This is a genomic window from Methylocystis sp. H4A, from assembly GCF_015709545.1.
GTDB lineage: Bacteria > Pseudomonadota > Alphaproteobacteria > Rhizobiales > Beijerinckiaceae > Methylocystis > Methylocystis silviterrae.
In genome coordinates this window covers 131,335-156,344 of record NZ_JADNQY010000023.1, presented here as the reverse complement: position 1 = coordinate 156,344, position 25,010 = coordinate 131,335, and the positions used below count along the sequence as shown (strand labels likewise).

At 62.7% G+C, this 25,010-nt stretch carries 26 protein-coding genes, 1 tRNA gene and 1 pseudogene; 15 read left to right on the top strand and 13 right to left on the bottom strand.

From position 1 onward, the window contains the following. Window positions 1-53 precede the first annotated feature (53 nt). Window positions 54-707 carry a class II aldolase/adducin family protein gene (locus IYW40_RS09885; RefSeq protein ID WP_196400478.1) on the top strand — a complete coding sequence of 218 codons (654 nt, stop codon included), beginning with the start codon at window positions 54-56 and terminating at the stop codon, window positions 705-707. Window positions 708-730: 23 nt separating this feature from the next. Here IYW40_RS09885 and mtnA read toward each other — a convergent pair whose 3' ends face one another. After that, window positions 731-1,819: an S-methyl-5-thioribose-1-phosphate isomerase gene (mtnA, locus tag IYW40_RS09880; protein ID WP_196400477.1), complete on the bottom strand. Its 1,089-nt coding sequence runs from the start codon at window positions 1,817-1,819 to the stop codon at window positions 731-733. Window positions 1,820-1,941: 122 nt separating this feature from the next. Between mtnA and IYW40_RS09875 the strand changes: the two genes are divergently transcribed. The 3 genes from IYW40_RS09875 to IYW40_RS09865 all read left to right on the top strand — a co-directional run bounded on the left by IYW40_RS09875 (window position 1,942) and on the right by IYW40_RS09865 (window position 4,951). Then, on the top strand, window positions 1,942-3,141 hold the full coding sequence (locus IYW40_RS09875) for a GNAT family N-acetyltransferase (protein WP_196400476.1): 1,200 nt from the start codon (window positions 1,942-1,944) through the stop codon (window positions 3,139-3,141). A gap of 89 nt (window positions 3,142-3,230) precedes the next feature. Next, window positions 3,231-3,989: a peptidase gene (locus tag IYW40_RS09870; protein ID WP_175094433.1), complete on the top strand. Its 759-nt coding sequence runs from the start codon at window positions 3,231-3,233 to the stop codon at window positions 3,987-3,989. Continuing rightward, complete coding sequence (locus IYW40_RS09865) at window positions 3,986-4,951, top strand: L-threonylcarbamoyladenylate synthase (RefSeq protein ID WP_196400475.1); 966 nt, start codon at window positions 3,986-3,988, stop codon at window positions 4,949-4,951. The genes IYW40_RS09870 and IYW40_RS09865 overlap by 4 nt, the downstream gene beginning before the upstream one ends. 108 nt (window positions 4,952-5,059) lie before the next feature. On the opposite strand, the gene IYW40_RS09860 is transcribed toward IYW40_RS09865, so the two are convergent. Next, window positions 5,060-6,100, bottom strand: coding sequence for a hypothetical protein (locus IYW40_RS09860; protein WP_196400474.1), 1,041 nt, complete (start codon window positions 6,098-6,100; stop codon window positions 5,060-5,062). A 173-nt stretch (window positions 6,101-6,273) separates the two neighbouring features. On the opposite strand from IYW40_RS09860, the gene pgi reads away from it, so the two are divergent. Beyond that, a complete protein-coding gene (gene pgi, locus IYW40_RS09855; RefSeq protein WP_196400473.1) occupies window positions 6,274-7,908 on the top strand; it encodes a glucose-6-phosphate isomerase in 1,635 nt (544 codons plus the stop codon). A 158-nt stretch (window positions 7,909-8,066) separates the two neighbouring features. Here the strand turns inward: pgi and IYW40_RS09850 are convergent, their stop codons facing one another. Further along, window positions 8,067-9,182: a methyltransferase gene (locus IYW40_RS09850; protein WP_196400472.1), complete on the bottom strand. Its 1,116-nt coding sequence runs from the start codon at window positions 9,180-9,182 to the stop codon at window positions 8,067-8,069. A 131-nt stretch (window positions 9,183-9,313) separates the two neighbouring features. On the opposite strand from IYW40_RS09850, the gene IYW40_RS09845 reads away from it, so the two are divergent. Further along, window positions 9,314-9,390: transfer RNA gene (locus IYW40_RS09845), tRNA-Arg, on the top strand. A 516-nt stretch (window positions 9,391-9,906) separates the two neighbouring features. Here the strand turns inward: IYW40_RS09845 and IYW40_RS09840 are convergent. The 4 genes and pseudogenes from IYW40_RS09840 to IYW40_RS09825 form a co-directional block, all read right to left on the bottom strand. Then, window positions 9,907-11,997: pseudogene (locus IYW40_RS09840) on the bottom strand (TonB-dependent receptor). Further along, on the bottom strand, window positions 11,994-12,311 hold the full coding sequence (locus IYW40_RS09835) for a hypothetical protein (protein ID WP_196400471.1): 318 nt from the start codon (window positions 12,309-12,311) through the stop codon (window positions 11,994-11,996). Before IYW40_RS09835 ends, IYW40_RS09840 begins: the two are co-directional and overlap by 4 nt. 23 nt (window positions 12,312-12,334) lie before the next feature. After that, the gene (locus IYW40_RS09830; protein WP_196400470.1) at window positions 12,335-13,552 is read right to left on the bottom strand and encodes a PepSY-associated TM helix domain-containing protein; all 1,218 of its coding nucleotides are present in this window, start codon (window positions 13,550-13,552) and stop codon (window positions 12,335-12,337) included. 2 nt (window positions 13,553-13,554) lie between these two features. Then, on the bottom strand, window positions 13,555-15,915 hold the full coding sequence (locus tag IYW40_RS09825) for a TonB-dependent siderophore receptor (RefSeq protein WP_196400469.1): 2,361 nt from the start codon (window positions 15,913-15,915) through the stop codon (window positions 13,555-13,557). Between the two features lie 726 nt (window positions 15,916-16,641). On the opposite strand from IYW40_RS09825, the gene IYW40_RS09820 reads away from it, so the two are divergent. Further along, entirely contained in the window at window positions 16,642-17,319 is a 678-nt protein-coding gene (locus IYW40_RS09820) for a response regulator transcription factor (RefSeq protein ID WP_196400468.1), read from the top strand. Then, window positions 17,316-18,686, top strand: coding sequence for a HAMP domain-containing sensor histidine kinase (locus IYW40_RS09815; protein WP_196400467.1), 1,371 nt, complete (start codon window positions 17,316-17,318; stop codon window positions 18,684-18,686). The genes IYW40_RS09820 and IYW40_RS09815 overlap by 4 nt, the downstream gene beginning before the upstream one ends. 128 nt (window positions 18,687-18,814) lie before the next feature. On the opposite strand, the gene IYW40_RS09810 is transcribed toward IYW40_RS09815, so the two are convergent. Beyond that, window positions 18,815-19,069 carry a hypothetical protein gene (locus IYW40_RS09810; protein WP_196400466.1) on the bottom strand — a complete coding sequence of 85 codons (255 nt, stop codon included), beginning with the start codon at window positions 19,067-19,069 and terminating at the stop codon, window positions 18,815-18,817. Between the two features lie 378 nt (window positions 19,070-19,447). Between IYW40_RS09810 and IYW40_RS09805 the strand changes: the two genes are divergently transcribed. From IYW40_RS09805 to IYW40_RS22090, 6 genes are all read left to right on the top strand, one after another. Further along, a complete protein-coding gene (locus IYW40_RS09805; RefSeq protein ID WP_014893112.1) occupies window positions 19,448-19,660 on the top strand; it encodes a cold-shock protein in 213 nt (70 codons plus the stop codon). A 112-nt stretch (window positions 19,661-19,772) separates the two neighbouring features. After that, window positions 19,773-19,970 (top strand): hypothetical protein, encoded by a 198-nt coding sequence (locus IYW40_RS09800; RefSeq protein ID WP_196400546.1) that lies wholly within the window; start codon window positions 19,773-19,775, stop codon window positions 19,968-19,970. Between the two features lie 64 nt (window positions 19,971-20,034). Further along, the gene (locus tag IYW40_RS09795) at window positions 20,035-20,301 is read left to right on the top strand and encodes a hypothetical protein (protein WP_196400465.1); all 267 of its coding nucleotides are present in this window, start codon (window positions 20,035-20,037) and stop codon (window positions 20,299-20,301) included. 16 nt (window positions 20,302-20,317) lie between these two features. Then, entirely contained in the window at window positions 20,318-20,560 is a 243-nt protein-coding gene (locus IYW40_RS09790) for a hypothetical protein (RefSeq protein WP_196400464.1), read from the top strand. 231 nt (window positions 20,561-20,791) lie between these two features. Then, a complete protein-coding gene (locus IYW40_RS09785; RefSeq protein ID WP_196400463.1) occupies window positions 20,792-21,037 on the top strand; it encodes a hypothetical protein in 246 nt (81 codons plus the stop codon). Between the two features lie 133 nt (window positions 21,038-21,170). Next, on the top strand, window positions 21,171-21,305 hold the full coding sequence (locus IYW40_RS22090; protein ID WP_281432876.1) for a hypothetical protein: 135 nt from the start codon (window positions 21,171-21,173) through the stop codon (window positions 21,303-21,305). A 94-nt stretch (window positions 21,306-21,399) separates the two neighbouring features. Here the strand turns inward: IYW40_RS22090 and IYW40_RS09780 are convergent, their stop codons facing one another. From IYW40_RS09780 to IYW40_RS09765, 4 genes are read right to left on the bottom strand one after another with little or no spacing between them, the layout of a single operon-like run. Next, window positions 21,400-21,882, bottom strand: coding sequence for a DoxX family membrane protein (locus tag IYW40_RS09780; protein ID WP_196400462.1), 483 nt, complete (start codon window positions 21,880-21,882; stop codon window positions 21,400-21,402). A 56-nt stretch (window positions 21,883-21,938) separates the two neighbouring features. Further along, on the bottom strand, window positions 21,939-22,712 hold the full coding sequence (locus IYW40_RS09775) for a DNA-binding domain-containing protein (RefSeq protein WP_196400461.1): 774 nt from the start codon (window positions 22,710-22,712) through the stop codon (window positions 21,939-21,941). Beyond that, on the bottom strand, window positions 22,696-23,622 hold the full coding sequence (locus IYW40_RS09770) for a DUF692 domain-containing protein (protein WP_196400460.1): 927 nt from the start codon (window positions 23,620-23,622) through the stop codon (window positions 22,696-22,698). Before IYW40_RS09770 ends, IYW40_RS09775 begins: the two co-directional genes overlap by 17 nt. 8 nt (window positions 23,623-23,630) lie before the next feature. Beyond that, window positions 23,631-23,909: a DUF2282 domain-containing protein gene (locus IYW40_RS09765; protein ID WP_196400459.1), complete on the bottom strand. Its 279-nt coding sequence runs from the start codon at window positions 23,907-23,909 to the stop codon at window positions 23,631-23,633. Between the two features lie 344 nt (window positions 23,910-24,253). Here IYW40_RS09765 and IYW40_RS21790 point away from each other — a divergent pair, with 344 nt between their 5' ends. Continuing rightward, the gene (locus IYW40_RS21790; RefSeq protein WP_246720742.1) at window positions 24,254-24,403 is read left to right on the top strand and encodes a hypothetical protein; all 150 of its coding nucleotides are present in this window, start codon (window positions 24,254-24,256) and stop codon (window positions 24,401-24,403) included. Window positions 24,404-24,587: 184 nt separating this feature from the next. Here IYW40_RS21790 and IYW40_RS09755 read toward each other — a convergent pair whose 3' ends face one another. Further along, window positions 24,588-24,923 carry a GYD domain-containing protein gene (locus IYW40_RS09755; protein ID WP_196400458.1) on the bottom strand — a complete coding sequence of 112 codons (336 nt, stop codon included), beginning with the start codon at window positions 24,921-24,923 and terminating at the stop codon, window positions 24,588-24,590. Window positions 24,924-25,010 lie beyond the last annotated feature (87 nt).

Below are 25,010 nucleotides of genomic sequence, written 5' to 3'. Positions count from 1 at the left end.
CATACGACAGCTTGTCTTGCCACGGCCCGCGCCTCGCCTGTAAGGCTTCTCGCATGAACGAACGCGACGCGCGCGCGGCGATCGTCGACGCCGCGCGGGAAATGGAGCGGCTGGGGCTCAATCACGGCTCGGCTGGCAATCTGTCCTTGCGGGTCGGCGAGGCCGCGCTTGTCACGCCGAGCGGCGTTCCCAGCCGCGAACTCTCGCCCGGTCTGATCGCGCACATGCCGCTTGACGGCGATGGCGCGTTTGACGGTCCACTGCCGCCGTCGAGCGAGTGGCGCTTCCACCTCGACATCTATCGCGCCCGACCCGACGTGAACGCCATGGCGCATATGCATTCGCCCTATGCGACGACGATCGCGACCTTGCGGCGCGATATTCCGGCTGTGCATTACATGATCGCCGCCTTCGGCGGCCCGACCGTGCGCTGCGTCGGTTACGCGCCTTACGGCACGGCTGAACTGTCGCGATTTGTCGTCGCTGGGCTTGCGGATCGCGACGGCGTGCTCCTCGCCAATCACGGCGCGATCGTCACCGGCGCGACTATGCGAAGAGCATTGTGGCGCGCCGTCGAGCTCGAAGCGCTGGCGCAAGTCTTCTACCTCGGCGCGCTCGCCGGCGAACCCGTCGTGCTTTCCGATGATGAGATCATGCGCACGGTGGAGCGCTTCAAGACTTACGGAACGCGTGAGGCGTCAAACTAAGTGCGGCATGTCATGAGTGAGCGTTAGCCGGCGAGGTCCGGGAACAACTCCTTCAACCCTTCCTCCGTCGCGGCGCAGACGCCGCGCTCGGTAATGAGGCCCGTGACAAAGCGCGACGGCGTGACGTCGAAGCCGAAATTACGCGCCGCAGAGCCGTCGGGCGTGAGCTGAATTTCGATCGGCGCGCCGTCGGCGCCGCGTCCGCTGATATGGGTGACTTCGCGCGCGGCGCGCTCTTCGATTGGAATGTCACGGACGCCGTCGGCGATCCGCCAATCGACGGTCGAAGACGGCAGGGCGACATAGAACGGCACGCCATTGTCATGCGCCGCAAGCGCCTTGAGATAGGTGCCGATCTTGTTGCACACGTCGCCGGCGCGCGTCGTGCGATCGCTGCCGACGATGACGAGATCGACAAGACCGTGCTGCATCAGATGGCCGCCGGCGTTATCGGCGATGATCGTATGTGGAACCTCTTCGCCCAGCAGTTCGAAGGCCGTGAGGCTCGCCCCTTGGTTGCGCGGACGCGTTTCGTCCACCCAAACATGTATCGACGCGCCTTGCCGCGCCGCCGTGTAGATCGGCGCCAGCGCTGTGCCCCAATCGACGGTGGCAAGCCAGCCGGCGTTGCAATGGGTGAGGATGTTGACGGGGCCGTCGCCGTGACGCGCTTTATGAATGAGTTCGGCGCCGAAGCGGCCGATGGCTTGGCAGGCGGCGACGTCTTCTTCAGCGATCTTGGCGGCCTCCGCATAGGCGAGGTCGGCGCGAACGGAGACCGGCGCCGCGAGCAGAAGCGCGTGCAGCCGATCGAGCGCCCAGCGCAGATTGACGGCCGTCGGCCGCGTGGCGAGCAGCAGAGCGTGGGCGCTTTCGATCGCGGCGTCGCTTGGATCGCGCCAGGCGGCGAGCGCCATGCCATAGGCGCCGGTCACGCCGATCAACGGCGCGCCGCGCACCGTCATCGCGCTGATCGCCGCAGCGGCGTCTTCGCAGCTCGCGAGCGTTTTCGTCTCGAAGCGATGCGGGAGCGCGGTCTGATCGATGACATGGACCCGCCGCCCGTCCGAATCGAGCCAGATCGTTCTGTAGTCGCGACTGTTAATTCTCATGCGGCTCGCTTTTTGCTTCCATCAAAACGTCGCGCTTGGATGAGGTCGCCCTTCGCGCCATGTTAGAGGGCGCTGCGGCGCTGTGCTAGAAAGCTTTGAAACGCGGCTGCTCCACTGGACACATGGCGCAAGAATTTTCGGCGCAAGAATTTTCGGTTCGATACGCCGAATCGCTCGACTCCGTCGCGGCTGAGGCTTGGGACGCCTGCGCCAATCCGCCCGACCTGCCGGACGCGGTCGGCGAGCGGTACAATCCCTTTGTCTCGCACGCGTTCCTGCGCGCGCTCGAATCGTCGAAGTCGGTCGGCGCGCGCGCCGGCTGGTCGCCGGCGCATGTGCTCGTCGAGGATTCGCGGGGTCGTCTTGTCGCCTGCGCGCCGGCCTATATCAAGACGCATAGCCTCGGCGAATATGTCTTCGACCAGAGCTGGGCGCAGGCTTATGAGCTTGCGGGCGGGCGCTACTATCCGAAGATTCAGGTGGCCGCGCCTTTCACGCCTGTGACCGGGCACCGCCTGCTGATCGCGCGTGATGCGCCGGAAGGCGCGTGCGACGCGCTGATCGCCGCCTTGCAGGGATTGCGCAAGGCGAGCGGCGCGTCCTCCATTCATGTCACTTTTTGCACGGAGGAGGAACGCGTTGCGCTGAGCGGCGCCGGCTTCATCTCTCGCGCCGGAGAACAATTCCACTTCGTCAATGAAGGCTATGCCGACTTCGAGGATTTTCTGGCGCGGCTCACGGCGCGCAAGCGCAAGGCGATCAAACGCGAGAGGCGCGAAGCGCTCGGCGACGACCTCGCGATCGATCTGCTCACGGGAAGCGACATTCGTCCGGAGCACTGGGACTCGTTTTTCGAGTTCTACATGGACACAGGCGCGCGCAAATGGGGCCGCCCCTATTTAACTCGCGCGTTCTTTGACGAGATCGGCGCGCGCATGGCGGACCGCATCCTGCTGGTCATGGCGCGCCGCGGCGCGCGGCACATCGCCGGAGCGATCAATTTCCTGGGCGACGACGCAATCTACGGGCGCAATTGGGGCGCGGTGGAAGCGCTGCCGTTCCTGCACTTCGAAGTTTGCTACTACCAGGCGATCGAATTTGCGATCCGCCGCGGATACAAACGAGTGGAGGCCGGCGCGCAGGGCGAGCACAAGATCGCGCGCGGCTATCGGCCGGTGATCACCCATTCGGCCCATTATTTGGCAGACCCGCGCCTTGCCGAGGCGGTTTCGGACTATCTGGCGCGCGAGCGCGCAGCGGTGGCGGAATGGGCCGCCGAACATGCGGCCGAGCTTCCTTACAAGAGCGAAAACGGCGACTGATTTTCCTTCGCTGTGGCCCTGCCGCACTTGCCTCATGGCCTGAAACTTGTAAGTCCTGCCGGGTTTGGCGCGAACCGCTGCGGAGGCACATGACCTATTGTTGCGGCATTCTGGTGCGCGATGGACTGGTGATGATCGCGGATACCCGCACCAACGCCGGGCTCGACAACATTTCGACGTTCCGCAAGCTGTATCTTTTCGAGCGGCCCGGCGAGCGCGTGCTGATGCTTGCCGCCTCGGGCAATCTCTCGGTGACGCAGGGCGTCGTGAACCTGATCGGCGACGGGATCGAACATCCCGAGAGCGGCGTCGTGGAAAGCGTCATGAACACGCCCAACATGCTGCATGCCGCGCAGCTCGTCGGGCGCGCGGTGCGCCTTTCGCGCTCCCAGATGGGCAACGCCGAGGGGGAACCTGCGGCGCAGGGCGTCAGCTTCGACGTGTCCCTGCTGCTCGGCGGTCAGATTGCCGGGGGGCCGCTCCGGCTTTTCATGATCTATACGGCCGGCAACAGCATCGAATGCACGCCGGACACCAATTATCTGCAGATCGGCGAGCACAAATACGGAAAGCCCATACTCGACCGGGCGGTCGCCTATGACACCGACATTTATGATGCGTTGAAGATCGGGCTTATTTCGATGGATTCGACGATGCGCTCGAATCTCTCGGTCGGCATGCCGATCGATATCGCGCTGCTGCGCCGCGACGCGCTGCAGACGGAGGTGGCGACCCGGATCGGTTCGAACGATCCGTATTTTCGCGATTTGCGCGAAAGCTGGTCGAAGGCGCTGCGCGAGGCGCATATGGCGATCCCCAAGCCGCCTTACAGCGGCCGCAACGCGTGACGATTGTAGCGCCGGCTGACGCCGCCGCCATTGCTCGCGCCGCGGCGATCCTGCGCGAGGGCGGACTGGTCGCCTTCCCGACAGAGACCGTCTATGGCCTCGGCGCCGATGCGACGCAGGCATGGGCGGTCGCCCGGATCTACGACGCCAAAGACCGTCCCTCGTTCAATCCGCTGATCGCGCATGTCGCCGATCTCGAAGCCGCGCGTCGCGAGGCGATGCTGCCTGAGCTCGCGCTGCGTCTTGCCGCGGCCTTCTGGCCGGGGCCGCTGACGATCGTCGCGCCGGTCGCGCCGGGCGGGGCGGTTTGCGATCTCGTCCGGGCCGGCCTGCCGAGCGTTGCGGTACGGGCGCCCGCGCATCCTGTCGCGCAAGCGCTGATCGCGGCGCTCGGCCGGCCGATCGCGGCGCCTTCGGCCAACCGGTCGGGGCATGTGAGCCCGGTGACGGCGGCGCATGTCGCGCAAGATCTTTCGGGCAAGGTCGACATGATCCTGGACGGCGGCCGCACCGCCGCCGGGCTGGAGTCGACGATCGTGTCCTTTTGTGAAAGCTCCCCCGTATTGCTGCGTCCCGGCGCGGTCGCGCGGGAGGCGATCGAGAAGATCCTCGGGGCAAAGCTTGCGGCGCCGGCGCACGCTGAAATCCTCGCGCCGGGCATGACGCCGTCCCATTACGCGCCCGCCGCGCGCCTGCGTCTGGAGGCGCATGAACTCAGCGAAGGCGAAGCGGCGCTTGATTTTGGCGGCCGGCTCGCCGCGCGCGCCGAACCCGGGACCTTGGTGCTCGATCTTTCGCCATCAGGCGATCTCGTGGAGGCGGCGGCTAATCTCTTCGCCCATTTGCGGGAGTTCGACGCGCGCCAAATCGCCGATGTCGCTGTGGCGCATATACCCGAGCGGGGGCTGGGCGAGGCGATCAATGATCGGCTGCGGCGCGCCAGCGCGCCGAAACTTGATTAGAGCGCTTCCCGATCACATGAAATCATGTGATCGATTAGGAATCGCTCAAAGTCAAAATTTTGGAGCAGGTTCTTATCGAAAAAGTCTAGCAACTTTTTCGGAACCTGCTTAGGCCGCGAGCGCCGTCGGCGTGGCCGCGTTCAGAAAGAAATCCTGCGTCACTGGCTCCGGCTGGCCTTTCAAATAGGGGCACTCGTAGCCGCGGGCAGCGAAATCGCCTGCGCCCACGGCGCACATTTCCACCGCGAGGCGCGTCAGGCGGTTGAGCACGGGCTCCCGCACCCAGGAAAAGGGCGGCGCGTCGGGCGCGACGGCGCGCATCGCCGCCTTGCGATTGACGTTGTTTTCATAGCTCATGCGCGCCTGCCAGCCGGCCTGCGGCTTCTGCCAATCATTGACGACAATGACCGGCCCGCGCAGCACGCGCGCCTCATGTTCCGTGCGCTCGATCAGCGCCATCTCGCCGCGCCTGACCCCCGCCAGGGTGAAGAGCGTTGGACGCGCAATCGGCGCGCCGGCGATAAACTCGACGGCAGCTTCGAAATTTGCGCAATGTTCGAAGGCATAGCGCAGCACATGGTCCGGCGGCCAACCGCCTTCGCTTGCGAGGGCGTCGCGCAGATTGAGGATGGCGTCATAGGCGAAGCCGATGGAGCCCTGCGTGCGCCGCTTCATCGGCGCCTGATTGATCGAGGCGCAAAAGCGGCCGGGAGCCATCGCGCTGAGCACGCCCACGGCCCCCGGCCAGGTGGCGTTGTAAAATTCGCCGGCCGCGCCGGACTGCAACGCGATTTCGACGCCCCTGCCGAGGCCCTGAAAGGGCCAGTCGAGCGTGCGGCGCAGGCGCGGCAAACCGCTTTCATCCTCGTAAGCCTGGGTGGTGCAGGCGAAGAGATAGGACATGTTCAGCGTCATCGCGCCGGGAAAGCCGAGAATGGCGACGATGCGCTCAAGCTCCCCCCGATAGGCGGAGGCGGAGCGCTTCAGCCAATTCGCCGCAATACGATCAATGGGCGGAAGGCAAACCCGGCCCATCGGCGCAACCACGCCAAGACAGGCCTTGCGAAGCGCGGCCGCCGCGTCGATCCGCGCCGTCGCATGGGCGACCGGGCCGCCGTCGCGCACGTCGAGGAAGTGAATCGCGTCCATCGTCGTCCTTGCTGTCAGAAAACCGTCATTGAACAGATATGGATTTCACATCCCTCTGTCACAATACAGTAAAAATTTAGGGTCCAGCCTTTCGGCGTAAAGTCGTTGCGCGCCCTCCGCCTTCGAATCGGCTACAAATCGCTAAGGAAACACGCTTGCTTTTCGAGAAAAGAATGTCGGACGCCGTCGCCGTCGCTTTTGAGGCGCTGAAGTTCCACGCTTCCGCTTTGGCGCGGACGCGAACGCTCGATCTCTTTGCGGAGGACTCCGCGCGTTTTAAAAATTTCAGCGTCAAGCTTGACGATTTTCTCTTCGACTTCTCCAAGCACCGAGTGACGCGCGAGACGATCGCGCTGCTGACCTCGCTGGCGAAGACGCGTGATCTCGACGCGCGGCGCGAAGCCTTGTTCTCTGGCGAACGCGTCAACAACACCGAAAGGCGCGCCGCCATGCATATGGCGCTGCGCGATCTCTCGTCGCGTCCGCTTCTCGTCGGCGGCGAAAACATGCGGCCGCTGATCGAAGCCGAACGCGACAAGGTTTTCGCCTTCGCGCGCGCCGTGCGCTCCGGCGATATTCGCGGCGCGACAGGCGCGCCGTTCAGCGATGTGGTCAATATCGGCATCGGCGGTTCGGACCTGGGCCCGGCGATGGCCTCGCGCGCGCTCTCGCCCTATCGCGGCGAGGGTCCGCGCATGCATTTCGTCGCCAATGTCGACGGCGCCGACCTCTCCGACACGCTGCACAATCTCGACTTGTCGCGCACGTTGTTCATCGTCTCATCGAAGACGTTTACGACTCAGGAGACGATGGCGAACGCGAGAAGTGCGCGCGCCCGAGTCGTCGCCGCGCTCGGCGAAGCGGCGGTAAAGTCGCATTTCGCCGCCGTTTCGACGCGGCTCGACAAGGTCGCCGAATTCGGAATCGATTCCGCGCGCGTCTTCGGCTTCTGGGATTGGGTCGGCGGTCGCTATTCGCTGTGGTCGTCGATCGGCCTTGCGCTCGCCATCGCCGTGGGACCGGAGCGCTTCCTGCAGTTTCTGCGGGGGGGACACGACATCGACACGCATTTTCTTGAAGCGCCACTCGAACAAAACATCCCCGTGCTGATGGGACTTCTCGGCGTCTGGCACAGAAACGTGATGGGATGCGGCGCGCATGCGGTCATCCCCTATGATCAGCGACTCGCGCGGTTTCCCGCCTATCTGCAACAGCTCGACATGGAGTCGAACGGCAAGTCGGTCACGCGCGAAGGCGCGCCCGTTGATTATGAGACCGGCCCAGTGATTTTCGGCGAGCCCGGCACGAATGGCCAGCACGCATTCTTTCAGCTGCTGCATCAGGGAACGGACGTCGTCCCGATCGACTTCCTGGTCGCGGCCGAGCCGACCGCGGCCGACGAACATCATCATGAATTGCTTTTCGCCAACTGCCTGGCGCAAGCCGAAGCTTTTATGCGCGGTCGAACGCTAGTGGAAGCGAAAGTGCAATTGCGCGGGCAGGGGCTGAGCGAGGAGGAAATCGCACGCCTCGCGCCGCATAAGACGTTTCCAGGCGATCGCCCGTCCAGCGTTCTGCTTTACCGACATCTCGATCCGCGCACGCTCGGTCGACTCGTCGCGCTTTACGAACACAAGGTCTTCGTTCAGTCGGTGATCTGGGACATCAATCCCTTCGACCAATGGGGCGTTGAACTGGGCAAGGAACTCGCCAACCGCCTGGCGCCGATCGTCGAGAACAGGAACGAATCGACGCAAGGGCTGGACGGCTCGACCGCAGGCTTGATCGCGTGGAGAAGGGCGCACTGAGTCGACCGCCAAAGGCGCGAAGACGCAGCTTTCTTTCGGCTTTAAACGGGATTCCCGATCAGGCCTGCGGCCTGTCGGGAATGACATTCTGCAGCTTCGTTCCATTGGCTGTCATTCCCGACGCGCGAAGCGCGATCGAGAATCCAGTCCAAACGGCCTCAGACTGCCTTAGCTGAAAGTATGCTCGCAAGCGCCGGCAATGCATTCCGCAAGAGCCGAAATTTGCCAAACCCCGCTTCGCGCAGCAGCGCCTCGATCTCTTCGACGCGGCGCGGCTCGCCGCGTCCCATGGCCAGCGTGTAGAAGCCGTAATAGGCGTCGAGCGGCTCGGCGCCTTTGACGCCGGACATGCCTTCGATGATGAGCAGCGTCGCGCCGGGCGCGAGCGCCTTGCGCACATTGCGCAAGAGCTTCAGCGCCGAAGCGTCGTCATGGTCATGCACGATGCGAATAAGGGTCGCGACGTCGGCGCCCTCTGGAAGAGCGTCATTGAGGAAGTCGCCGCCATGAATGTCGGCGCGCGAGAGCAGGCCCGACTCTTCGAGCCGCTCTTTGGCGCGCGCCGCCACGGCGGGAAGATCGAAGAGCGCAAGCTGCAAATGCGGCGCGCGGGCCGCGGCGGCCGCGAGAAACACGCCTTCGCCACCGCCGATGTCCAGTAGGCGCCGATGACGCGAAATGTCGTAGGCGTCGAGCGCCTCCTGCGCGACCATCGGCTGCGTCGCAGCCATGAACGCGCTGTAAGGACCGATTTGTTGCGCCGACAACGCCTCGGGCGCATCCCCATCCGAATAGGGCCAATAATCGGCGAGCCGCCCGCGCTTTTCCTGGCGCAGCAGCGCCACGGGGTCGGCGAGATCTGCGTAAAGCAGCGGCTGGTGTTCGACGATCGCGAGCGCCGCGCGATTGCCGGCGAAGGCGGCGCCGAGCAATCCGAGCCCGTATTTCGCGCCGCGTCGCTCGGCAAGGCCCAGCGAAGCGGCCGCCTCCAGCAGGCGCCGCGTGGCGGGCTCAGAAAGCGCGAGTTTCGACGCCAGCGCGTCGAGGCTCAACGGGCCGTCGCGCAAAACGTCGAAGAGCTTCAGTTGGGCGCAGGCGACGAGAACCTGGGAGTAGACGAAGCCAGCGGCGAGATCGAGGCCAGCGCGCGCGCCGCGCCGCGCAAAAGGCCGCGTGACCGGATTTTTCAACGCCCAGCGCTGGAATCGCGGATTGGCGACAAGCTCGTCGCGCGCGTTGCGCAGTCGCTCGAGCCATTGATCGAGTAACGCCAAGACAGTCTCTCAAGATTCAGGTCTTACCCTTAGGATTCAGGTCTTGGCCTTAGCATGTCGCCGGAACGTCGTCTCGGGCAGACGCCGCCGTTGCGGCGCAACGGTCCTTCCTGTAGAAAAGCTCTGCGCCTGCGCCCGTAGCTCAGCTGGATAGAGCGCTGCCCTCCGAAGGCAGAGGTCAGAGGTTCGAATCCTCTCGGGCGCGCCACTTCCGAACAAAACTGGGGACGCCAATTCCCGCCGATTTCCCGCCTGACGCGGCGACCAGGGTGCGGAGCAAGGCGCTCTTGCGGCCGATGCGGACCTCCCGCTCGCCGACTTCGACCCCCTCTGGGCGAGGGCGCGCAGATGGTCGCGGCGGTAGCCGCCCTTGGCGCCGCGCATCCGCTTGCGCGCCTGCCGGGCGAATGTGGCGAGCGCCTGCGGCGTGAGCGTCGGCCCCGCTTTCTCCATTTCCGCCGCCGCGTGCTCCGCGTCGATGCGCGATTGATCCCGGATCGCCGTTAGCTCGGCAACGCGCTCCTTGAGCCTCGGATCGGAAAGATCGGCGACGCCGTTCTCGATGGCCTCGTAAAGGCGCATCAGTGTCAGAAGCGTCGGCCTGCTCACGACCAGCGGCGCGGTCAGCGCCGCGCTGCCGACACGCCAAACCGGAGCAGGAGAGAGAAGATCTCTCAGCTGCCGAACGACGCTTGCTCGCCGCCATGCGCGAACGTCGAAGCCATCAGTATTTGTACGAGAGGCTCGCGGCGATGGTCCGCGGCTCGCCATGGTAGAGCGCGCCGTTTGAGGTCCAGTTTGATTGGTTGGTGAGGTTTCCGGCGTTGATTTCGAGCTTGAGATTGTCGTTGAGGGCGTAGCCGAGCGTGGCGCCGAGCATTTGCTGGGGCGCGAGGGTGAAGCCATAGGTGTTGGGCAGCGTCGCTTCGAGGCGACTGGCGTAGTAGTAGCTTGCGCCGAGTTCGAGCCCCTTGAGGTCGCCCGTGTCGAATGTGTAGTTGACGGAAAAGTTGTAGACGCGGCGCGGCGCGCCCAAGAGATCGCTACCCCGCTGCGAGGGGATATTGTCGTCCTTCGACACGAGCGCATGCAGGAAAGTGGCGGCGGCGTTGATTTTGAGGTTCGGCAGGATCTCGCCGCCGAGGTTGACCTCGACGCCATGGCTGTGCTGCTGGCCGGTGACGACCGAATAGAAGCCGCTCGGATTGGCTGGATTGGGGATCGCGACATTGTCGCGGGTGATGTCGAAGAGCCCGACTTCGAAACTCACCTTGCGATCCAGCAACTCGCGCCTGAAGCCGAGTTCATACTGGGTGTCCTGCTACGGCGGCGGCGCTTCGCCGCTTTGGATGCGCACGCCGGTGTTGGGGATCAGCGATTTGCCGTAAGCGGCGAAGAACTGCGTCTCTTCGTCGGGCCTATAGAGAATGCCGGCGCGCGGCGAAAAATAGCCCCTGGTCCCTTTGCTCAGGCTCGATGTCGGCTCGCCGGTCAGTGCGCCGAGCGGGTCGAACACGCGTTCGCGCTGGGCGAGGAGATCGTAGCGCCCGCCGATCAGGATGCGCCAGTTCTCGTTGAGGTCGATCAGGTCCTGGCCGTAGACCGAACGGCTGATGGCGCGCGCGACGCCATTCGACCAGAACGCCCCGGCGTAACTGACGCCGGGCGAATAGACGGGCGCGAAGATGTTGAGCGGCGCCGCCTCATAGCGGGCGACGTCATTGTTGTAGCCGAAATAGAAGTCCCAATGTTCGAGGCCGAGAAAGACGGTGTGGGCGAGGGCGCCGGTGTCGAAACGCCCGTTCAGGCGCAATTGAGCGTCGAAGCTGCGGTTGGCGGTGCGGGCGCGAACCGGACTGCCGAAGACGACGGATTGGAATCCGTCATAGCCCCAGCCGGTGAACCAGCCCCAGCGGTCGGCATAGAGGAAATAGTCGACGACCGCGGCGACCTTCCAGTCGGCGCTGAAGGCGTGCTCATAGCGCAAGGTGAGATCGTCGAAGAAGGGGGTTTCATGTTCATTCGCCGGAAGTCCGGCGTAGAACTCCTTGGGGACATGCAGAAACACCGGATCGGCCGGCAGGCCGTCGCGCCAGACGAGCCTTGCGCCATTGTGCTCGGCGCGCAGGCTGACGCGATCGCCGTTATCGGCGGTGAAAGCGAGCATCGGCGCGATATCGAAGCTGCGGGTGCGCGTGAAATCGACGAAGCTCCCGAGGCTCTGCGCCGAGCCGGTCATTCGAAACAAGAGGCTCTTCTCGTCGTTGAGCGGCGCGTTGACGTCGGCGGTGAACCTCGTGACGTCGAAGCTGGCCTTGGTGGCGACGGCGCGGGCGAAGGTCTCCTGCGTCGGCGCCTTGCGGATGTAATTGGCGGCGCCGCCATAACCCCCGAGCGCCTTGCCGAACAGCATGGCGCCCGGACCCTTGAAGAATTCGACATGATCGACGGTGGAGAGATCGACGTTTTGGGCGGTGAAGCCGTGCGAAGCGCCGTCGAACAGCGTCACCCCGGCGGGAAAGCCGCGCATGACGAATTCAGGCGAAAAAGCCGAGTTGGTCGCCGGCGCGTTGACATAGACGCCGCTCTGGTCGCGCCCGAGCGTCTGCGCGTTGGGCGCGTCGGCGCGCCGCTCGACTTGTCTGCGCTCCTTGTTCTGCTCCTTGTTCTGCTCTTTGGCGCCGCTCTTCTCTTTGCTGCGCCTCTTTCCCTCGCTTTGCAGTGTCTCCTTGCCTTCGTCCTCCCGCAGCTCCTCGGCGCGCGCCTGCGCGGCGCCGACGCATAAGCAAAGCAAAGCGACGAGCGTCGCCCTCATGTCGCGCCAGGCGGCGGCTGTCGCCGGCGCCCGGCGCGCAAGCGGTCGGGATATCTGCGCTCGAGCGCGACTTGCGCCAGCGGCGCGATGAAGCTCGATGCCTCGCTATCCTCGGCGATGGCGAAGCGGCACATGACGCCGCCCGCGTCACCGGCGTCGAAAATATCGAGAATGACGAGTCGCGTGGCGCCGCGCGCGATGACGCCGCGTCCGCGCAGAAATGCGATGAGCGCCGGCCGGGCGTGGGCCGAAAGCGGCAGCGCGCGGCGCAGATTATGGATGAAATGACCGCGTTTGACCTGATCGAAATCCATTCGTCGCTCCATCCGCATCAATATTATGCGGGCGTTCGCTCCGCGGGCGCAGGCCGCGGCGCCGCTTGTCGAACATGCGCCAGCCGCGCCGCCCGCTTCTTCCACCAGATGTAAACGCCAGTGACAGAGAGCATGGCGATGACCAGCCCCAGCGCGCAGACGAGGATGCGGTAGGGAAGACCGAAGAGATTGGCCGTGTGCAACTCGACGAGCCAGGTGGTCAGCGTCGTTCCGCTGCGATGGCCTGTCGGCAGGCGAAGGGTCTTCAGTTCCCCCGAGCGCGAGTCGAACAGGATCGAGGTCGAGCCCGCCTTGTCGCCAATGTCACGTGACGAGCGCACGCGATATTCGTAAAGGCCCTTGTCGCGCAGATTGTAGAGCGCCAGCGGTCGTTCGATCGCAAAGCCGTGCTCGCGCGCCACATCGGCCATCAGCCGGTCGCCGTTCGCCTGCGCCGCCTCCCATTCCATCGGCGCGCGCGCGTCGGTCTGCGGCGCTGCCGCCTGCGCCCAATACGGCGGCTCGAAATCGAGAACGAGCTGCGTCGCGCGCGTGTAGAAGTTCGGCAGCGTGAAGAAAACACTCGACCAGGCATAGACGAGAAGCATCGCCCACAGCCACAAGCCTGCGGCGCGATGCAGATCGAAGTTGACGCGGTAGAAGGAGCCCTTGAGCTTCACCAGCCATGACGGCTTCCAGCGGACGAAAAACCCTTTTCGTGAGCGCTCGCCGCCCGCCGGCAGCGTCAGATAAAAACCGACGAAACAATCGAGCGTCCAGATGAGCGCCACGGCGCCGAGAATCCACTCGCCGATGCCGCTCATCGCGAGATACATGTGCAGGCCGTAGACGAAGGGCATGATGTCGTTCTTGCGTCTCGGCAGCCCATGCCATGTGACGCGCCCGAGTTCATGGCCATCGATCGGATCGAGATGGATGTATTCGAAATCGAGCGGCGGCGCGCCGTCGCGCGCCTCCATGCCGATCTGAGCGGAACCAGGGTAGCCGAGATACACGGTGCGCGCTTGCGCGCCCGGAACCAAGGTTTCAGCCCGCCGCACAAGCGTCGCTGCGTCAAGCTCTATCCCGGCGCGGGAGCCGGGATAGAGTTCGGGCGTGAGCCATTGATTGATCTCAAGCCAGAAGGCGAGCAGGCATCCCGTCAGCCCGACCACGATCAAAAAGCCCGCCATCGCCAATCCCGCCCAGCGATGCAGCCATACCAACAGCGCGCGCGGCATCGCTAGAACTCCACTCTGATCTGCCCAGTCGCCGTGAAGGGCGGGGCGGGCAGCGCGTTGAAACGCGCCGACGCGTTATAGTAATTGTCGACGCCGGTATAATACTGCGCATTGTTGATGTTCTTGAGATTGAGCTGAGCGGTGACCTTATGGCCTTCGACAAGCGTCGCGTAGCTGGCGAATCCGTCGAGTCGCGCCCATCCGGGCAGCAGAAAAGTATTTTGCAGATCGCCCCACACATGGGTCGAGGCGGTCACGCCGACGCCTACGCGCAAGCCAAGGCCATTTTCGCCGAAATCGTAAGTGGCGAATATTTTTCCCGCGTGGCGCGGCGCGTTGACGAGGTGATTATACAGGAAGCCGCTGCCGTACGGATCCAGGGGATCCTTAGCGGAGTCTGAAATCACCTTCGCGTCCATATATGCATAATTGGCGATGATCGCGATGCGATCGTAAACCCGCCCGATAACGTCGAGCTCGATTCCGCGGCTACGTTGCAAACCTCCCGCCATAACGGCGGCTGGATTAGCCGAGGAAAAATCACGGGTCAGAACGCCAGACTTGGTGATTTGATAAAAGGCGAGCGTCGCCGATAGGCCCGGAAGAGGCTCCGACTTAAGGCCAACTTCCCATTGCTTGCCGCGCTGCGCCGCAAACGGCTGCCCATCGGCGGAGATGCCATTGTTCAGGCCAAATGACTGCGAATAGCTCCCATAGACGCTGAGCTGAGGCAAAACATCATAGACGACGCCGGCGCGCGGGCTCCAACCTGTATCGACTAGCGTTGGCGAAGCGAGACGATCAGCGATCGCCAGCTGTTTGCTCGAATTGTAGAGAGGCGCGCCCGTGACGTCGTCGAAGCCGCCGTTCACGCTTCCGACCGTCACGTCGCCAACATCATAACGCGCGCCGAGCATCACATGCAGCGTATCGAACCAAGTCACATGGTCCTGAACATAGAAGCCCTTTTGCCGTGTGAGCACCGACGAATGGCCCTTGAAGCCGGTGCCGATCAAACTGTCCAAGTAAGCGAAGGGCGGCACGGTTCCATAAACCGGAGATAACATATCGATGGGATAGGTTCCGGCTCCGCTACTGAAATAATAGTCATAATAGCCGTTGAGATAATCGAGCCCCATCAGGAAAATATGCTTCCCACCGAGCGCGTTGAATTTGCCTTCGAGATCAATATTTGTTGAAAATGCGTTGCCGTTTATGAATTGATATTGCGCATAGCGCTGCAGCGTCCGGCCGTCGGCATCGACGCAATAGGTTACGTCGACACAGAAGCCTACAATATTAGGCTTGGAGAAATATGGCGTCGCAGCGTAATTGAAACGGTTGGTGACCTTCCAATCCTCATTGAGGTTTTGTCTGAATTTGTAGCCAATGTTGAAACTTTCGACTCGATCGCGCGGATCGTTCGGCTCCTGAAAGGAGCGGCTCAACGGGATCGGCGCGGGACGAGCGCCAAAAATCGGGACGCCTGTATCGCTCTGCGCATGTTGACCGAGAAATTGCGTGTCGACGGTAAACTCCGTCCAGTCGCTCGGTCGATAGCTGACGACCGGCGCGATGAGCACGCGCTCGCCGCCCTGAAAGGTCCGGAACGATCTGTTGTTCTGGTAAGCGCCGGAAACGCGGTAAGCGAGACCGGGGACTTGCGCGACCGGCTGCGAAAAATCCCACTGCGTGCGATAGTAGTCGAAAGAGCCGATCTGCTGCTCGACGCGATATAGCGGGTGGGCCAGCGGTTCTTTGGTGATGAGGTTTATGAGGCCGCCAGGTTCCGCGCGCCCGTACAGAACGGAGGCCGGACCTTTCAAGACCTCGATGCGCTCCAGGTTGGCTGTGTCGAACCCGCCTGGATTGCCCTCGCCAGCCGGGATCGCGAGGTTATTGCGATAGATGTAAAGGCTTCTAAATCCGCGAATGGTGAAATTATAGCCTTCCAGCTCGTTGTTATTGGAATGAACGCTGGGCACATTTTCGAGAGCTTCTTGGATGTTGGTGGCGTTCTGGTCGATCATGACCTGCTTGGGAACGACATTAATTGAAACGGGCGTCTGTCTTATCGGAATATCCGCCTTCGTGCCTGTCGAGGCGTTTCGCACGACATAGCCTTCCTCGGGCGTCTTCGGCTCACTTGGGAAGCGAGATGCGCCCCCCGGCTCAGAAGCGGCCACTTGGCCGGCGGCCGCGCTCGGCGTCGAATTGGGCTCTCCCGCGCCGCGTGCCGTCGGCGCGCGACGCGCTCCACCAACGTCGATCGTCGGCAGCGCCTGTTGGGCGCGGGCGTCACAAGAGATGAGCAGGGTCAGTGCGCCGGCGGAAACGCCGCGCAGTAGAACGGACGAGTTCATTGAGAAACTCCAGAGCGACTGTCACGGCGCTCGAGCAGACGAGAAGAAGAAGCAGGTTGAGCTCAGGGCGCGAGCCGCGAATTAGGCCGCCTGCGGCGGGGCGCGCGACGACCAGGCGCTCGCCCAACCGGCAAGCGCGAGTCGGCTGCGTGCGGGCGCGTGTGGCTTAACAGCATCGGCCGCCAATCGGCGCCAGGGCGCTAGGCTAAATGCCGCTCCCGGGAGACCAAACGTCTGCACCTTGCAACTTGCCAAGCAACAGAGGCCAGCCAAAGAGCACTTATGCGCGTGACCGTCGTTCGCCGGCAGGCGCGAGCTAACTTGCGCACAATCGACGATCGCCGCGATCGAGACCGCCGCAATCTCTTCATGAGAAGCGCTTCGCGCCCAGGGCGAAGCGAGAACAACTCCTTGAAGCGCCATGACAAATGCGACAAAGCCGAACAGAGCCGCGCGAACGCGTCCGAGACGCCTATCAGCGTTCTCGCTCGTCTTTGTCGCGGGACTTCCGATCTGCCGCATCGTCGCCGTTCTTCGCCTGGTGGAGAATAAATAGCCAAAGCGGGGCCGATGCGCCTGACATGAGTCTGACGCGAGAAATTTTGGCGCGAATTCGAGACGCTGTGTCTTTCGGGCAACAGCCGGCCCTTCGCGCGGATCTGTTCTGTCTTGCGAATTTAGCGACCAAATTCGATAATCAACGGCGCGAAGGGGAGCGGCGCCCACATGCGAATATTGTTGGTTGAAGACGAGCTGGATGCGGCGCGTTTGACGGCGTCGTTAGTCGCCCAGGCCGGTTTCGACGTTGATCAAGCCCGCTGTCTGAGCGCTGCGCGAGAAGCTGTCGAACGATCAAACTATGACCTCTTGCTTCTCGATCGTCGTCTGCCTGACGGTGATGGGCTGTCGCTCATGCCGCTTGCGCGGCAACTGCGGCCGGGCATTCGCGTCATGGTGCTGACGGCTATGGATGACACGGGAGAAAAGGTGTCGAGCTTCGATCTCGGCGCGGACGACTATGTGACGAAGCCTTTTCAAGGAGAGGAGTTGGTCGCGAGAATACGGGCCTGCGTTCGGCGTCCGGGAAGCGGCGCGCCAAAGCCGATCGTCGTGGGCGCGCTATCTTTTGACCTCACAACGCGCGACGTCCGTATCTCGAACAAAATCGTCACACTGCACCGGCGAGAATTGGTCCTGCTCGATTCTCTTCTGCGGCGGGTCAATCGTGTGGTTTCGCGCGACACGCTTCTCGACGAGGTCTTTTCTCCACACGACGACGTTCAGGACAATACGCTGGACACGGCCGTCTCCCGCTTGCGGCGGCGACTCATCGCATGGGATGCCGGAGTCGTCATCCACACGGTTCGCGGCGTTGGCTATATGGCGACGGAGCCGTTCAATTGAGACGATATTCTCTGGTATTGCGTATTGTCGGCTGTCTATTCTTTGCTCAGATCATCGCCTTTACGATCGCCTGGCTCTTTACGATCGGCCTTGGCCTCGCGGGCGTCGACATTTTCGCCACTTCGCTTGACGAGTTGTCAGCGATTCGCGCAAAAAAGCAGGTCGTCGCCGCATTAGCGATGAATGACGCAATGATGCTGGAGTTCAGGCCACCGCCCGACTTGGTCGAAGACCTCGCGCGCGCGCCCGGCATGAAGTTCGCCGCGTTCAAAGGTCTGAGCCGCGACCCCGTTGCAGGCTCATCCCCCGAGCTTGTCGCGATGCTGAGGCCGCTCATCGAGATCAGCCCGACCCATGTGCATTTTGTTCTGCCGGGCGACCCAAGCGCCATCCGTGCAGGCCTTATGGAGCCGCTGTGGACTCCCTTTGGCAGGCTCCACATCGCCGTCTACGGACAGAAATTCCGCTGGAGCGACATTTTCTACGTCGCCGTCGAGGACATGCGCTGGTTGATCTGGTACTTCGTCATGGCGACAGTAATGTCGGCAGGCGCGGCCTGGTTCGCGGTGCGATGGGGATTGAGGCCGCTCAGACGCGCGGCGGAACAAGCCGCCGGCATCGACATGAACTCCCTGCACCAACGCCTCGACGCAAATGACGTATCGAGCGAAGTCGGGCCGCTCGTTGACGCGGTAAACGACGCCTTGGCGCGGCTCGACGCTGGCGTCGCCCGACAGAAGCGCTTTGCCGCAAATGCGGCCCATGAACTCCGCACCCCCGTCAATGTTCTTGGCGTACGGCTCGACGCGCCGGAGGAGCCGACCTTCAAGAACGATCTGAAACGGGACCATCGACGGATCCGCAACATCGTCGAGCAGCTGCTCGCTTCGGCCCGGCTCGGAGAACAAACGACAAAGCTAGATGAAACGATCAATCTCGTCGCGTTGGCGCGAACGATGATCGCAGACGCCGCGCTTCTCGCGTTGAAGGCGCGACGCCGGATCGTTCTGGAGTCGCCGAGCGCGCCGGTGCTCGTCAAGGGGAATCGGCCGGCGCTCGAGTCGGTCATCGCGAATGTCATCGACAACGCGCTGCGCGCCGAGCCGGAAGGCGGCGCGGTTCATGTTCGTGTCGCCGAGAACGCAACGCTCGAAGTGATCGATCACGGTTGCGGCGTCGAAGAAGCGGACCGCGAATTGGTCTTCGAGGCCTTCTGGCGAAAGAACGAAACCACTCCCGGCACGGGCCTTGGCCTCGCCGTCGCCAAGGAAATCGTGGACGCACACGGCGGCCATATCTGGGTCGAGGACACGCCCGGCGGCGGCGCGACGTTCAAGCTGGAGTTTCCGCGATCGAATGCGAATTGAATTGCTGGCCTACTCGCGAGCGTTGCGGATGACGCGCGGGAGCTGGCGAGTCAGCCGTCTATTTAGGCGGAATGGGGCAGAAAGTCGGAGGCTTCCCGACGCCTTTAGATCGAGAAGGGCGGCGCGTCTCAGCGAAATGTTCTCGATAGGATCCGCCAAGCCATTCTATCGCCGGTCAACGCCAAATCGTCGTCATCGCAGCAGTCCGCGGCGAGTTCAGTAACTTTTCGCCACTCGTCGGTGGTCGGCGAGAGCCATATCTCCTCTGGGGTCCGGTCATTGGTGGAGAGAGAAAGAATCGCGTGCACAACCACGAGGTTGGTCCGGGGATGTTCAGCCCACCACGCGGATGATGCAAATCGGAGGGCGGCTTTTTCATTCATCACCCTTGCTCCTTCGCTTGGCGCTCTGCCGCGAAGCCGGGCGTGTTCACGAAATGGGCGCTGCGACCGATGAAAGCAATTTCCTTTGGGCCTTATTTCGTCTCGAAGGTGAAGCTGAGCCTATTCTTGCATCCATCAACGGGTCGGAATGTTTCGCCTTCGAAGGCCGGCCGAGGCCTCATATTCGCTCAGTTCTTCCCGCGTTACAGCTTGTATTTTCGCCGATATGCGCTAAATATTACCTATCGAGTTTCGGCCGAACGATCTTGCTTCCGCTCCCTTGGCGCGTCGGCTTCTGACTTCCTCTCCAGAACTTCGATCCCCAAGCGCCACGCAATCTTGCATGGCGCAGACAGCTGTTCTCGAAAGGACACGTCAATGCAGACCGGTATCGTAAAATGGTTCAACGCCCAAAAAGGCTTTGGCTTCATCCAGCCGGAGTCCGGCGGCCCGGACGTATTCGTCCACATCAGCGCGGTTGAGCGCGCGGGACTTATGGGTCTCGCGGAAGGCCAGAAGCTCAACTACGAAATCGCCATCGATCGTCGTAGCGGAAAATCTTCTGCCGATCAGCTGCAGGTCGCAGCCTAATCATCTTCCCGGCCCCTGGTGGACCGGCCGCAATGCGGCCGGTCGCTAGGGGGCGGCGAGTTCCTTTCAGGAGGAACGAGACTACTAAGCGTCCGCGCAGAAAAGCGCAGCAGTGGACGTTGAGCGCGAGGCCCATTCACACGAGGGGGCGGACATGGCTAAAGGCCAACGGCGCAGTAATCGCGAAGCGAAAAAGCCCAAGAAAGACAAAACCCGCGACGGGGGTGCGGCGGCGGTCGTTAAGGATTCGTCCTGGCTGACCGTTGAAAAGCTTCAGGCGCGCGAAGCCGACGCGAAGCGACGGCGGTAAGTCGAGCGCAGGCGGGCTCATCGCCTGAATGCGCTCATGACGATCACTCGAGGAGCGCCTCCACATGACCAATGACAACGACACGATCCGAAGCTTTCGGCGTCCGGCGCAAAGGCTTACGGCCTCTCCCTCGCATAAATTCGCGATCGGGGTTCGCGTGATCCAAAAATTCGGGGCCGCGACGGGGACCGATTCGTTCAGCGTCACGCGCCATCTGCCGGACGCCGGCGCTGGCCTGCAGTACCGGATGAAGAGGGAACGCGATGGGCAGGAAAGGGTCGCCGTAGAATCCGCTCTCGAACTCGTCGCGCGGGAAGACTTCATGCAATAGTTTCTGGAGGCGATCGATGGACGCGAAGCAATATACAACGGAAGCCGCCCTCTATTTTTCAAAGGCGGCCAATTCGCATTCGAAGTCCCTCAATTTTCGGCGCTTCGAGCACGCCTCAGAGGCTATTCGCTACGCCGTAGAGGAACTTACGCCAAAAGCGCTCGCCGGCTGTTCCCTGGAAGTGGATGAAGAGCACTTTTTCGGCCGCGAGATTCGGCCGCTCTACGACAGCGAAGATTACCCGTTACGCCGCCGCTAAAGCGCCGGGTATATCGCCTGAGCGGCGGCAGCGCCTGAAGGCGGATTGAATAACACTGTCAGGCGCGCTGGCCGCCCAAGCGCTCAGCGGTCGTGGGCGCACTCCTTAGCTGCTTCAAAGCCTTAGCGCTGCCTTGCGCCAGCACGCCTCGTCCTTTCGAAGCGTGGCGCCCTATCTGTCCTTGCGAGCGCGATCTGGCGGAAAGCCTGAGCGCAAGCGAGGATCAGAACAATGGCCGAGACACCGAAGACGGCTAAGAGATACGCCAAGCCATACGCCAAGCCATACGCCACGACCGACGCAAAGACTTCTGACGACATCAGCGGCGCGACGGCTCCACTCGCCTTTGCCGGAATCGGCTCGGCTCTGGCCGCAGGTTTGGGCGTTGCCGCGGCAGGACTTTCCGTTGCATTCGTGTGCGCCGTCGCCGGCGCGATCGGCGGAGCGGTCCTCGGCGTGTGGGCAAACCGCCGCTGAGGCACTTTCGTGCTGAAGGCGCAGAGAAGCCAGGCGAGACGATCGGTCCTCGTGAGGGCCGCGTGCGAAGGCGCACATTCGCACGGTTCTGTAACGGGTAGCGTTCTCCTCAGCAAAACAACAGGAGGACGTCATGTCGAAATTCACCAGCGCGATTGTCGGAGCCATCGTCGGGTCGGTCATCTTCTTCGGAGTCGGCGCCGGTTTGGCTCATGCTCATACTGCGCCTCAGCAGACAGGATCTGTTGTCTATGTCGAGGCGCCGTAAGCGGTGAATCAGGCGTGGGCGACGAACAGATGGAGCTTGCGTCTCGGGTACAGCGACGGCGCTTATCGCCGCCGCTCAAGAGGGGCCGCCTCGCTTAGCTTCGGCGCCGAAACAGCAGATAGTCGAGGGAGATCGCGCCGGGCCCACGGGCGATCAACACGGTGAGGATCGCCGTCCAATAGGCATGGACCGTCCACCACGCATCGGGATAGACGAAGATCTGGATGACGATTGTCATCCCCAGGAGAATGAACGCCGACAAGCGCGTCAAAAGCCCAAGGACAAGCAGCAACGGCAGGATGAATTCGAGGCCGCTCGTCACATAGGCGGCGGCGGTCGGCGAAATGAGCGGCAGTTCATATTCGTCGGCGAATAGCGCGAAGGTCGCGCTGCGCACCGCTGTCGGGATTTGGAACGACAGATCGAGGCCGAAAATTTCGCGGCCTAGGGTTGGTCCCCCGATCTTTGTCTGGCCCGAGACGAAGAACGGATGCGCGGCGACGATGCGCAGAAATAGCGCGATCAGCGAATAGGGGATCGCATCCAACCAGCGTGCGATCGTTCTTATGAAACTCATCGCGTTCAAGCTCCATCAATGATCGCCGCGGCCACGCCAAAACGGGTTTTTTAAATTCAGTGCGCGACGCTGACGGCCACGAAGGCTCCAGTCAAGAAAAGCTCGCGCAAGCAGTCGGTCAGTTTGAAATCCGCCGCGACGCTGGTCGCCGCGTTCACGGCGTCGCCGAAGGTTCGACCGTGCCTAAGCGCGTCCACGAAAGCCGATCCGCCGGAAGGAAGCGTTGATACGCTGATCGCCAGCTCGGAACGAACGACGAGCGCCTCTTCGCCGTGGTCCAGTTCCACTGGCGTCATCTCGTCGTCCGACATGTGCCGCCGCCAGATCGAAACGATCGGATACGCGGACGCTACGACCTGCGTTGAGGGATGCAGGGCAGCCGTTGCGCTTTCCAATCGATCGAGCGGCAGGGCGCGGATCAAATCCAACGGCAGCGGCGCGGCGTCAACGGCGTGATAGGCGGCGCCCACGGCATATTCCAGCCGCGCGACGTCCGGAAGGTAAGGAAGTTCGCGCGCCGGCTCAAATTCCGAAACGAACGTCGCAAACGCGTCGCCATACTCGAAAAGCATCGGCGTGCGCGGAAGGCATTCGCGCACATAGCATTGCGCCATGGCGCGGAAAAATTCATCGCCGACCAACTGCAAGCAAATTGGAAAGCGCTCCGCCAGCGCGTCGACCAGTCCGACGCACACATTGTTGCGATAGACGGCGAACCGTCGCTCTGGCGGAAAGCCGCCGGGGGTTTCGAGCTCGTTGGGCGGCGGCAGCTCTGGGTCGAGCAGGGCGCGGACAAATGCGCCTTGATCGAAGTCAGCCGAGATCGTCATGAAGCGCCTCCGATCTCAAGCTGTCTTCGACAGCACGCCGCCGCCTTCCAAGGAACGCCTCCGCTTGCGTGGCTTGCGCCAAGAGGGTCGGCCAGGAGGGAATGTCGTTGTCCCATTCGATCAGCGTCGCGACCGGTCCGCGTCGCGCCAGCGCGCGATCATAGAGGTGCCAAACCGCGTCAGGGACGGGCGCGCAATGCGCGTCGATCAGCAGAGGGCCGCCAATCTCGTCGACATCCGCGGCATATCCGGCAAGATGAATCTCTTCGACAAAGGACATCGGGAAGGCGTCGATGTAGTCGTCCGCCGAATAGGCGAGGTTCGTTGCGCTGACATAGACGTTGGTCACGTCGAGCAGCAGCCGGCAATCCGTGCGGCGCACGACCTCGCGCAGGAATTCGATCTCCGAATATTCGGAGGATCGGAATCGCAGATAGGCTGCTGGGTTTTCGAGGAGGATCGGTCGGCCGAGCGCCTCCTGGATTTCATCCACATGAGCGACGACATGCGCCAACGTCGTCGCGTTGTAGGGCAGGGGCAGCAAGTCGTTGAGAAATCGCGCGCCCTGCGTCGACCAGGCGAGATGTTCGGAGCACGCGGCCGGGTCATAGCGTTCGACAAGCGTCTTCAGGCGGCCAAGATGCTCGCGGTCGAGAGGCTCACCGCCGCCGACCGACAGGCCGACGCCATGGATCGACAGGGGCGAATCTCGGCGCAAATGCATAAGCTGCGCGTGCGGAGTCCCGCCGGCGCCCATGTAATTCTCGGCGTGGATTTCGAAAAAACCGACATCGCGCGCCGAGGCTTCGATGTCGGCGAAATGCACGTTCTTGAAACCGACTCCAGCGCGAGCGGGCAGCGAGGACGCTGCGCGCTCGCGGCAATGTTCGGGGGCGGAACGCGTGCCCATGCCTGGCCTCAGTGCGAAATCGGCTCGAGGCTGCCCTTGCCCTTGGGCGTTACGATAGACGTGCACGTGCCCTTCGGAACATATTTCCATGCGTCGGCTTGATAATTGGTTTTTGACGTTCCTGCGCAGCTGGTTCCCGGGCCCGCCGCGCAATCATTTTTGCCCTTCAAGGAGACGCCAAAGCACTTTTCTTGGTCGTTCGCGGCCTTAGCCGTTTCAGCCAGAGCGACGGCCGTCGCGAAGGCGCCCGCAATCGCAAGGGCGGCGCAAAGCTTCTTGTCTGACATTCTGATCTCCCTCTGCTTGAGTCCGGTTCATCCAAAATGGCAATCGTTGGAACCTGAGGTATTTGGAGCGTTAATCAAGACGACCGTTCGCCGTCTCAAGGGTCAATTTCGTCGCGACGGCGTCAAAGGTTACAGTCTGCGTTCCTCTGCACAAGCAAGTCAGGTGAGATGGCGCGCCGACGCTTGATCGAATAAAACCATCGTTAGCGGACTCCCCGCTCCAGCGCAGAGTCGACAAGCGCGGCGCGCCCACCGCGCCATTCGTGACGATTGGGCTTGCCGCGCTCGCATCGACGGCCTTGGCGGCGGCGGCCTTGCTGTTGTCCTTCAGATAGGATGCGGCAGTGTCGGTCTGCATCTGGCAGTTCGGTTCCATCGTCCTGCTGACGGGAATCGCCTCGCTCTTTCGCCGGGCGCTCCTGCACTGGACGAGGCGCGAAGAGTTGATCGCCTCTTTTAGCGCCTCGCCGCTGATCTTCCGCTCCGGAAATTGAAAAGCGGCGCGGAACGAACGAAGAAAGCGCGTCCGTCCGCGCCTGCCGCTGAACGCCTATGCTTCGTTCCGCAAGAGCCATCCAGCAAGCGGAGAGCGGATCATGCGAAATCTTGCAGCGCTATTGGCGAGGCGTTTGGTGCTTGCGAACGCTAAAGTCGACCTGCTCAGCGCCTATTGATGTGCTACGCCGTACTTTTAGGCGTCATGCTCGGGGCCGTGGCCGCCTGCAGGAGCATCGCGCTCGTCTCGTCAGCCGAGAATACTCTGGTGAGGCGATTGCGGCTCAGATGCCCTGCGGCGACGTCCGCGATCTCAATAGCCGCGGCGGTGGTTTCATCGGGCGCTTCGAAGAGCGCAAATCCGTCATATTCTGCGCCGGGCGTGTAATATAATCCGATGAGGCGGCCGCCGAAGTGCCTGAGAAGCGCTTCGGAAGCCGCGGCGCGGTCCTGGGGCGCCTTGATGAAGGTGGACCAAGCGGCAGGAGAATAGGCAAACTGCGCCAGGAACAAGGGCATGTTTTCGTCCTCCGTCCGGAGGCGGCAGTTTGCGCGTTTCGGCAATGCTTGGCAACGCGGGGCGGGAGAGACGCTGCGCAGCGCGAT

Excerpts from the sequence above, each read along its gene's own strand:
- IYW40_RS09875 (WP_196400476.1), top strand. The coding sequence starts at position 1,942 with ATGGCGCAAGAATTTTCGGCGCAAGAATTTTCGGTTCGATACGCCGAA.
- IYW40_RS09755 (WP_196400458.1), bottom strand. The coding sequence starts at position 24,923 with ATGCCCTTGTTCCTGGCGCAGTTTGCCTATTCTCCTGCCGCTTGGTCC.
- IYW40_RS09785 (WP_196400463.1), top strand. The coding sequence starts at position 20,792 with ATGGCCGAGACACCGAAGACGGCTAAGAGATACGCCAAGCCATACGCC.
- IYW40_RS09795 (WP_196400465.1), top strand. The coding sequence starts at position 20,035 with ATGACCAATGACAACGACACGATCCGAAGCTTTCGGCGTCCGGCGCAA.
- IYW40_RS09825 (WP_196400469.1), bottom strand. The coding sequence starts at position 15,915 with ATGAACTCGTCCGTTCTACTGCGCGGCGTTTCCGCCGGCGCACTGACC.
- IYW40_RS09805 (WP_014893112.1), top strand. The coding sequence starts at position 19,448 with ATGCAGACCGGTATCGTAAAATGGTTCAACGCCCAAAAAGGCTTTGGC.
- IYW40_RS09860 (WP_196400474.1), bottom strand. The coding sequence starts at position 6,100 with ATGGACGCGATTCACTTCCTCGACGTGCGCGACGGCGGCCCGGTCGCC.
- IYW40_RS09780 (WP_196400462.1), bottom strand. The coding sequence starts at position 21,882 with ATGAGTTTCATAAGAACGATCGCACGCTGGTTGGATGCGATCCCCTAT.
- IYW40_RS09835 (WP_196400471.1), bottom strand. The coding sequence starts at position 12,311 with ATGGATTTCGATCAGGTCAAACGCGGTCATTTCATCCATAATCTGCGC.
- IYW40_RS09870 (WP_175094433.1), top strand. The coding sequence starts at position 3,231 with ATGACCTATTGTTGCGGCATTCTGGTGCGCGATGGACTGGTGATGATC.
- IYW40_RS22090 (WP_281432876.1), top strand. The coding sequence starts at position 21,171 with ATGTCGAAATTCACCAGCGCGATTGTCGGAGCCATCGTCGGGTCGGTC.
- IYW40_RS09885 (WP_196400478.1), top strand. The coding sequence starts at position 54 with ATGAACGAACGCGACGCGCGCGCGGCGATCGTCGACGCCGCGCGGGAA.
- IYW40_RS09820 (WP_196400468.1), top strand. The coding sequence starts at position 16,642 with ATGCGAATATTGTTGGTTGAAGACGAGCTGGATGCGGCGCGTTTGACG.
- IYW40_RS09775 (WP_196400461.1), bottom strand. The coding sequence starts at position 22,712 with ATGACGATCTCGGCTGACTTCGATCAAGGCGCATTTGTCCGCGCCCTG.
- IYW40_RS09790 (WP_196400464.1), top strand. The coding sequence starts at position 20,318 with ATGGACGCGAAGCAATATACAACGGAAGCCGCCCTCTATTTTTCAAAG.
- IYW40_RS09830 (WP_196400470.1), bottom strand. The coding sequence starts at position 13,552 with ATGCCGCGCGCGCTGTTGGTATGGCTGCATCGCTGGGCGGGATTGGCG.
- pgi (WP_196400473.1), top strand. The coding sequence starts at position 6,274 with ATGTCGGACGCCGTCGCCGTCGCTTTTGAGGCGCTGAAGTTCCACGCT.
- mtnA (WP_196400477.1), bottom strand. The coding sequence starts at position 1,819 with ATGAGAATTAACAGTCGCGACTACAGAACGATCTGGCTCGATTCGGAC.
- IYW40_RS09765 (WP_196400459.1), bottom strand. The coding sequence starts at position 23,909 with ATGTCAGACAAGAAGCTTTGCGCCGCCCTTGCGATTGCGGGCGCCTTC.
- IYW40_RS09810 (WP_196400466.1), bottom strand. The coding sequence starts at position 19,069 with ATGAATGAAAAAGCCGCCCTCCGATTTGCATCATCCGCGTGGTGGGCT.
- IYW40_RS09770 (WP_196400460.1), bottom strand. The coding sequence starts at position 23,622 with ATGGGCACGCGTTCCGCCCCCGAACATTGCCGCGAGCGCGCAGCGTCC.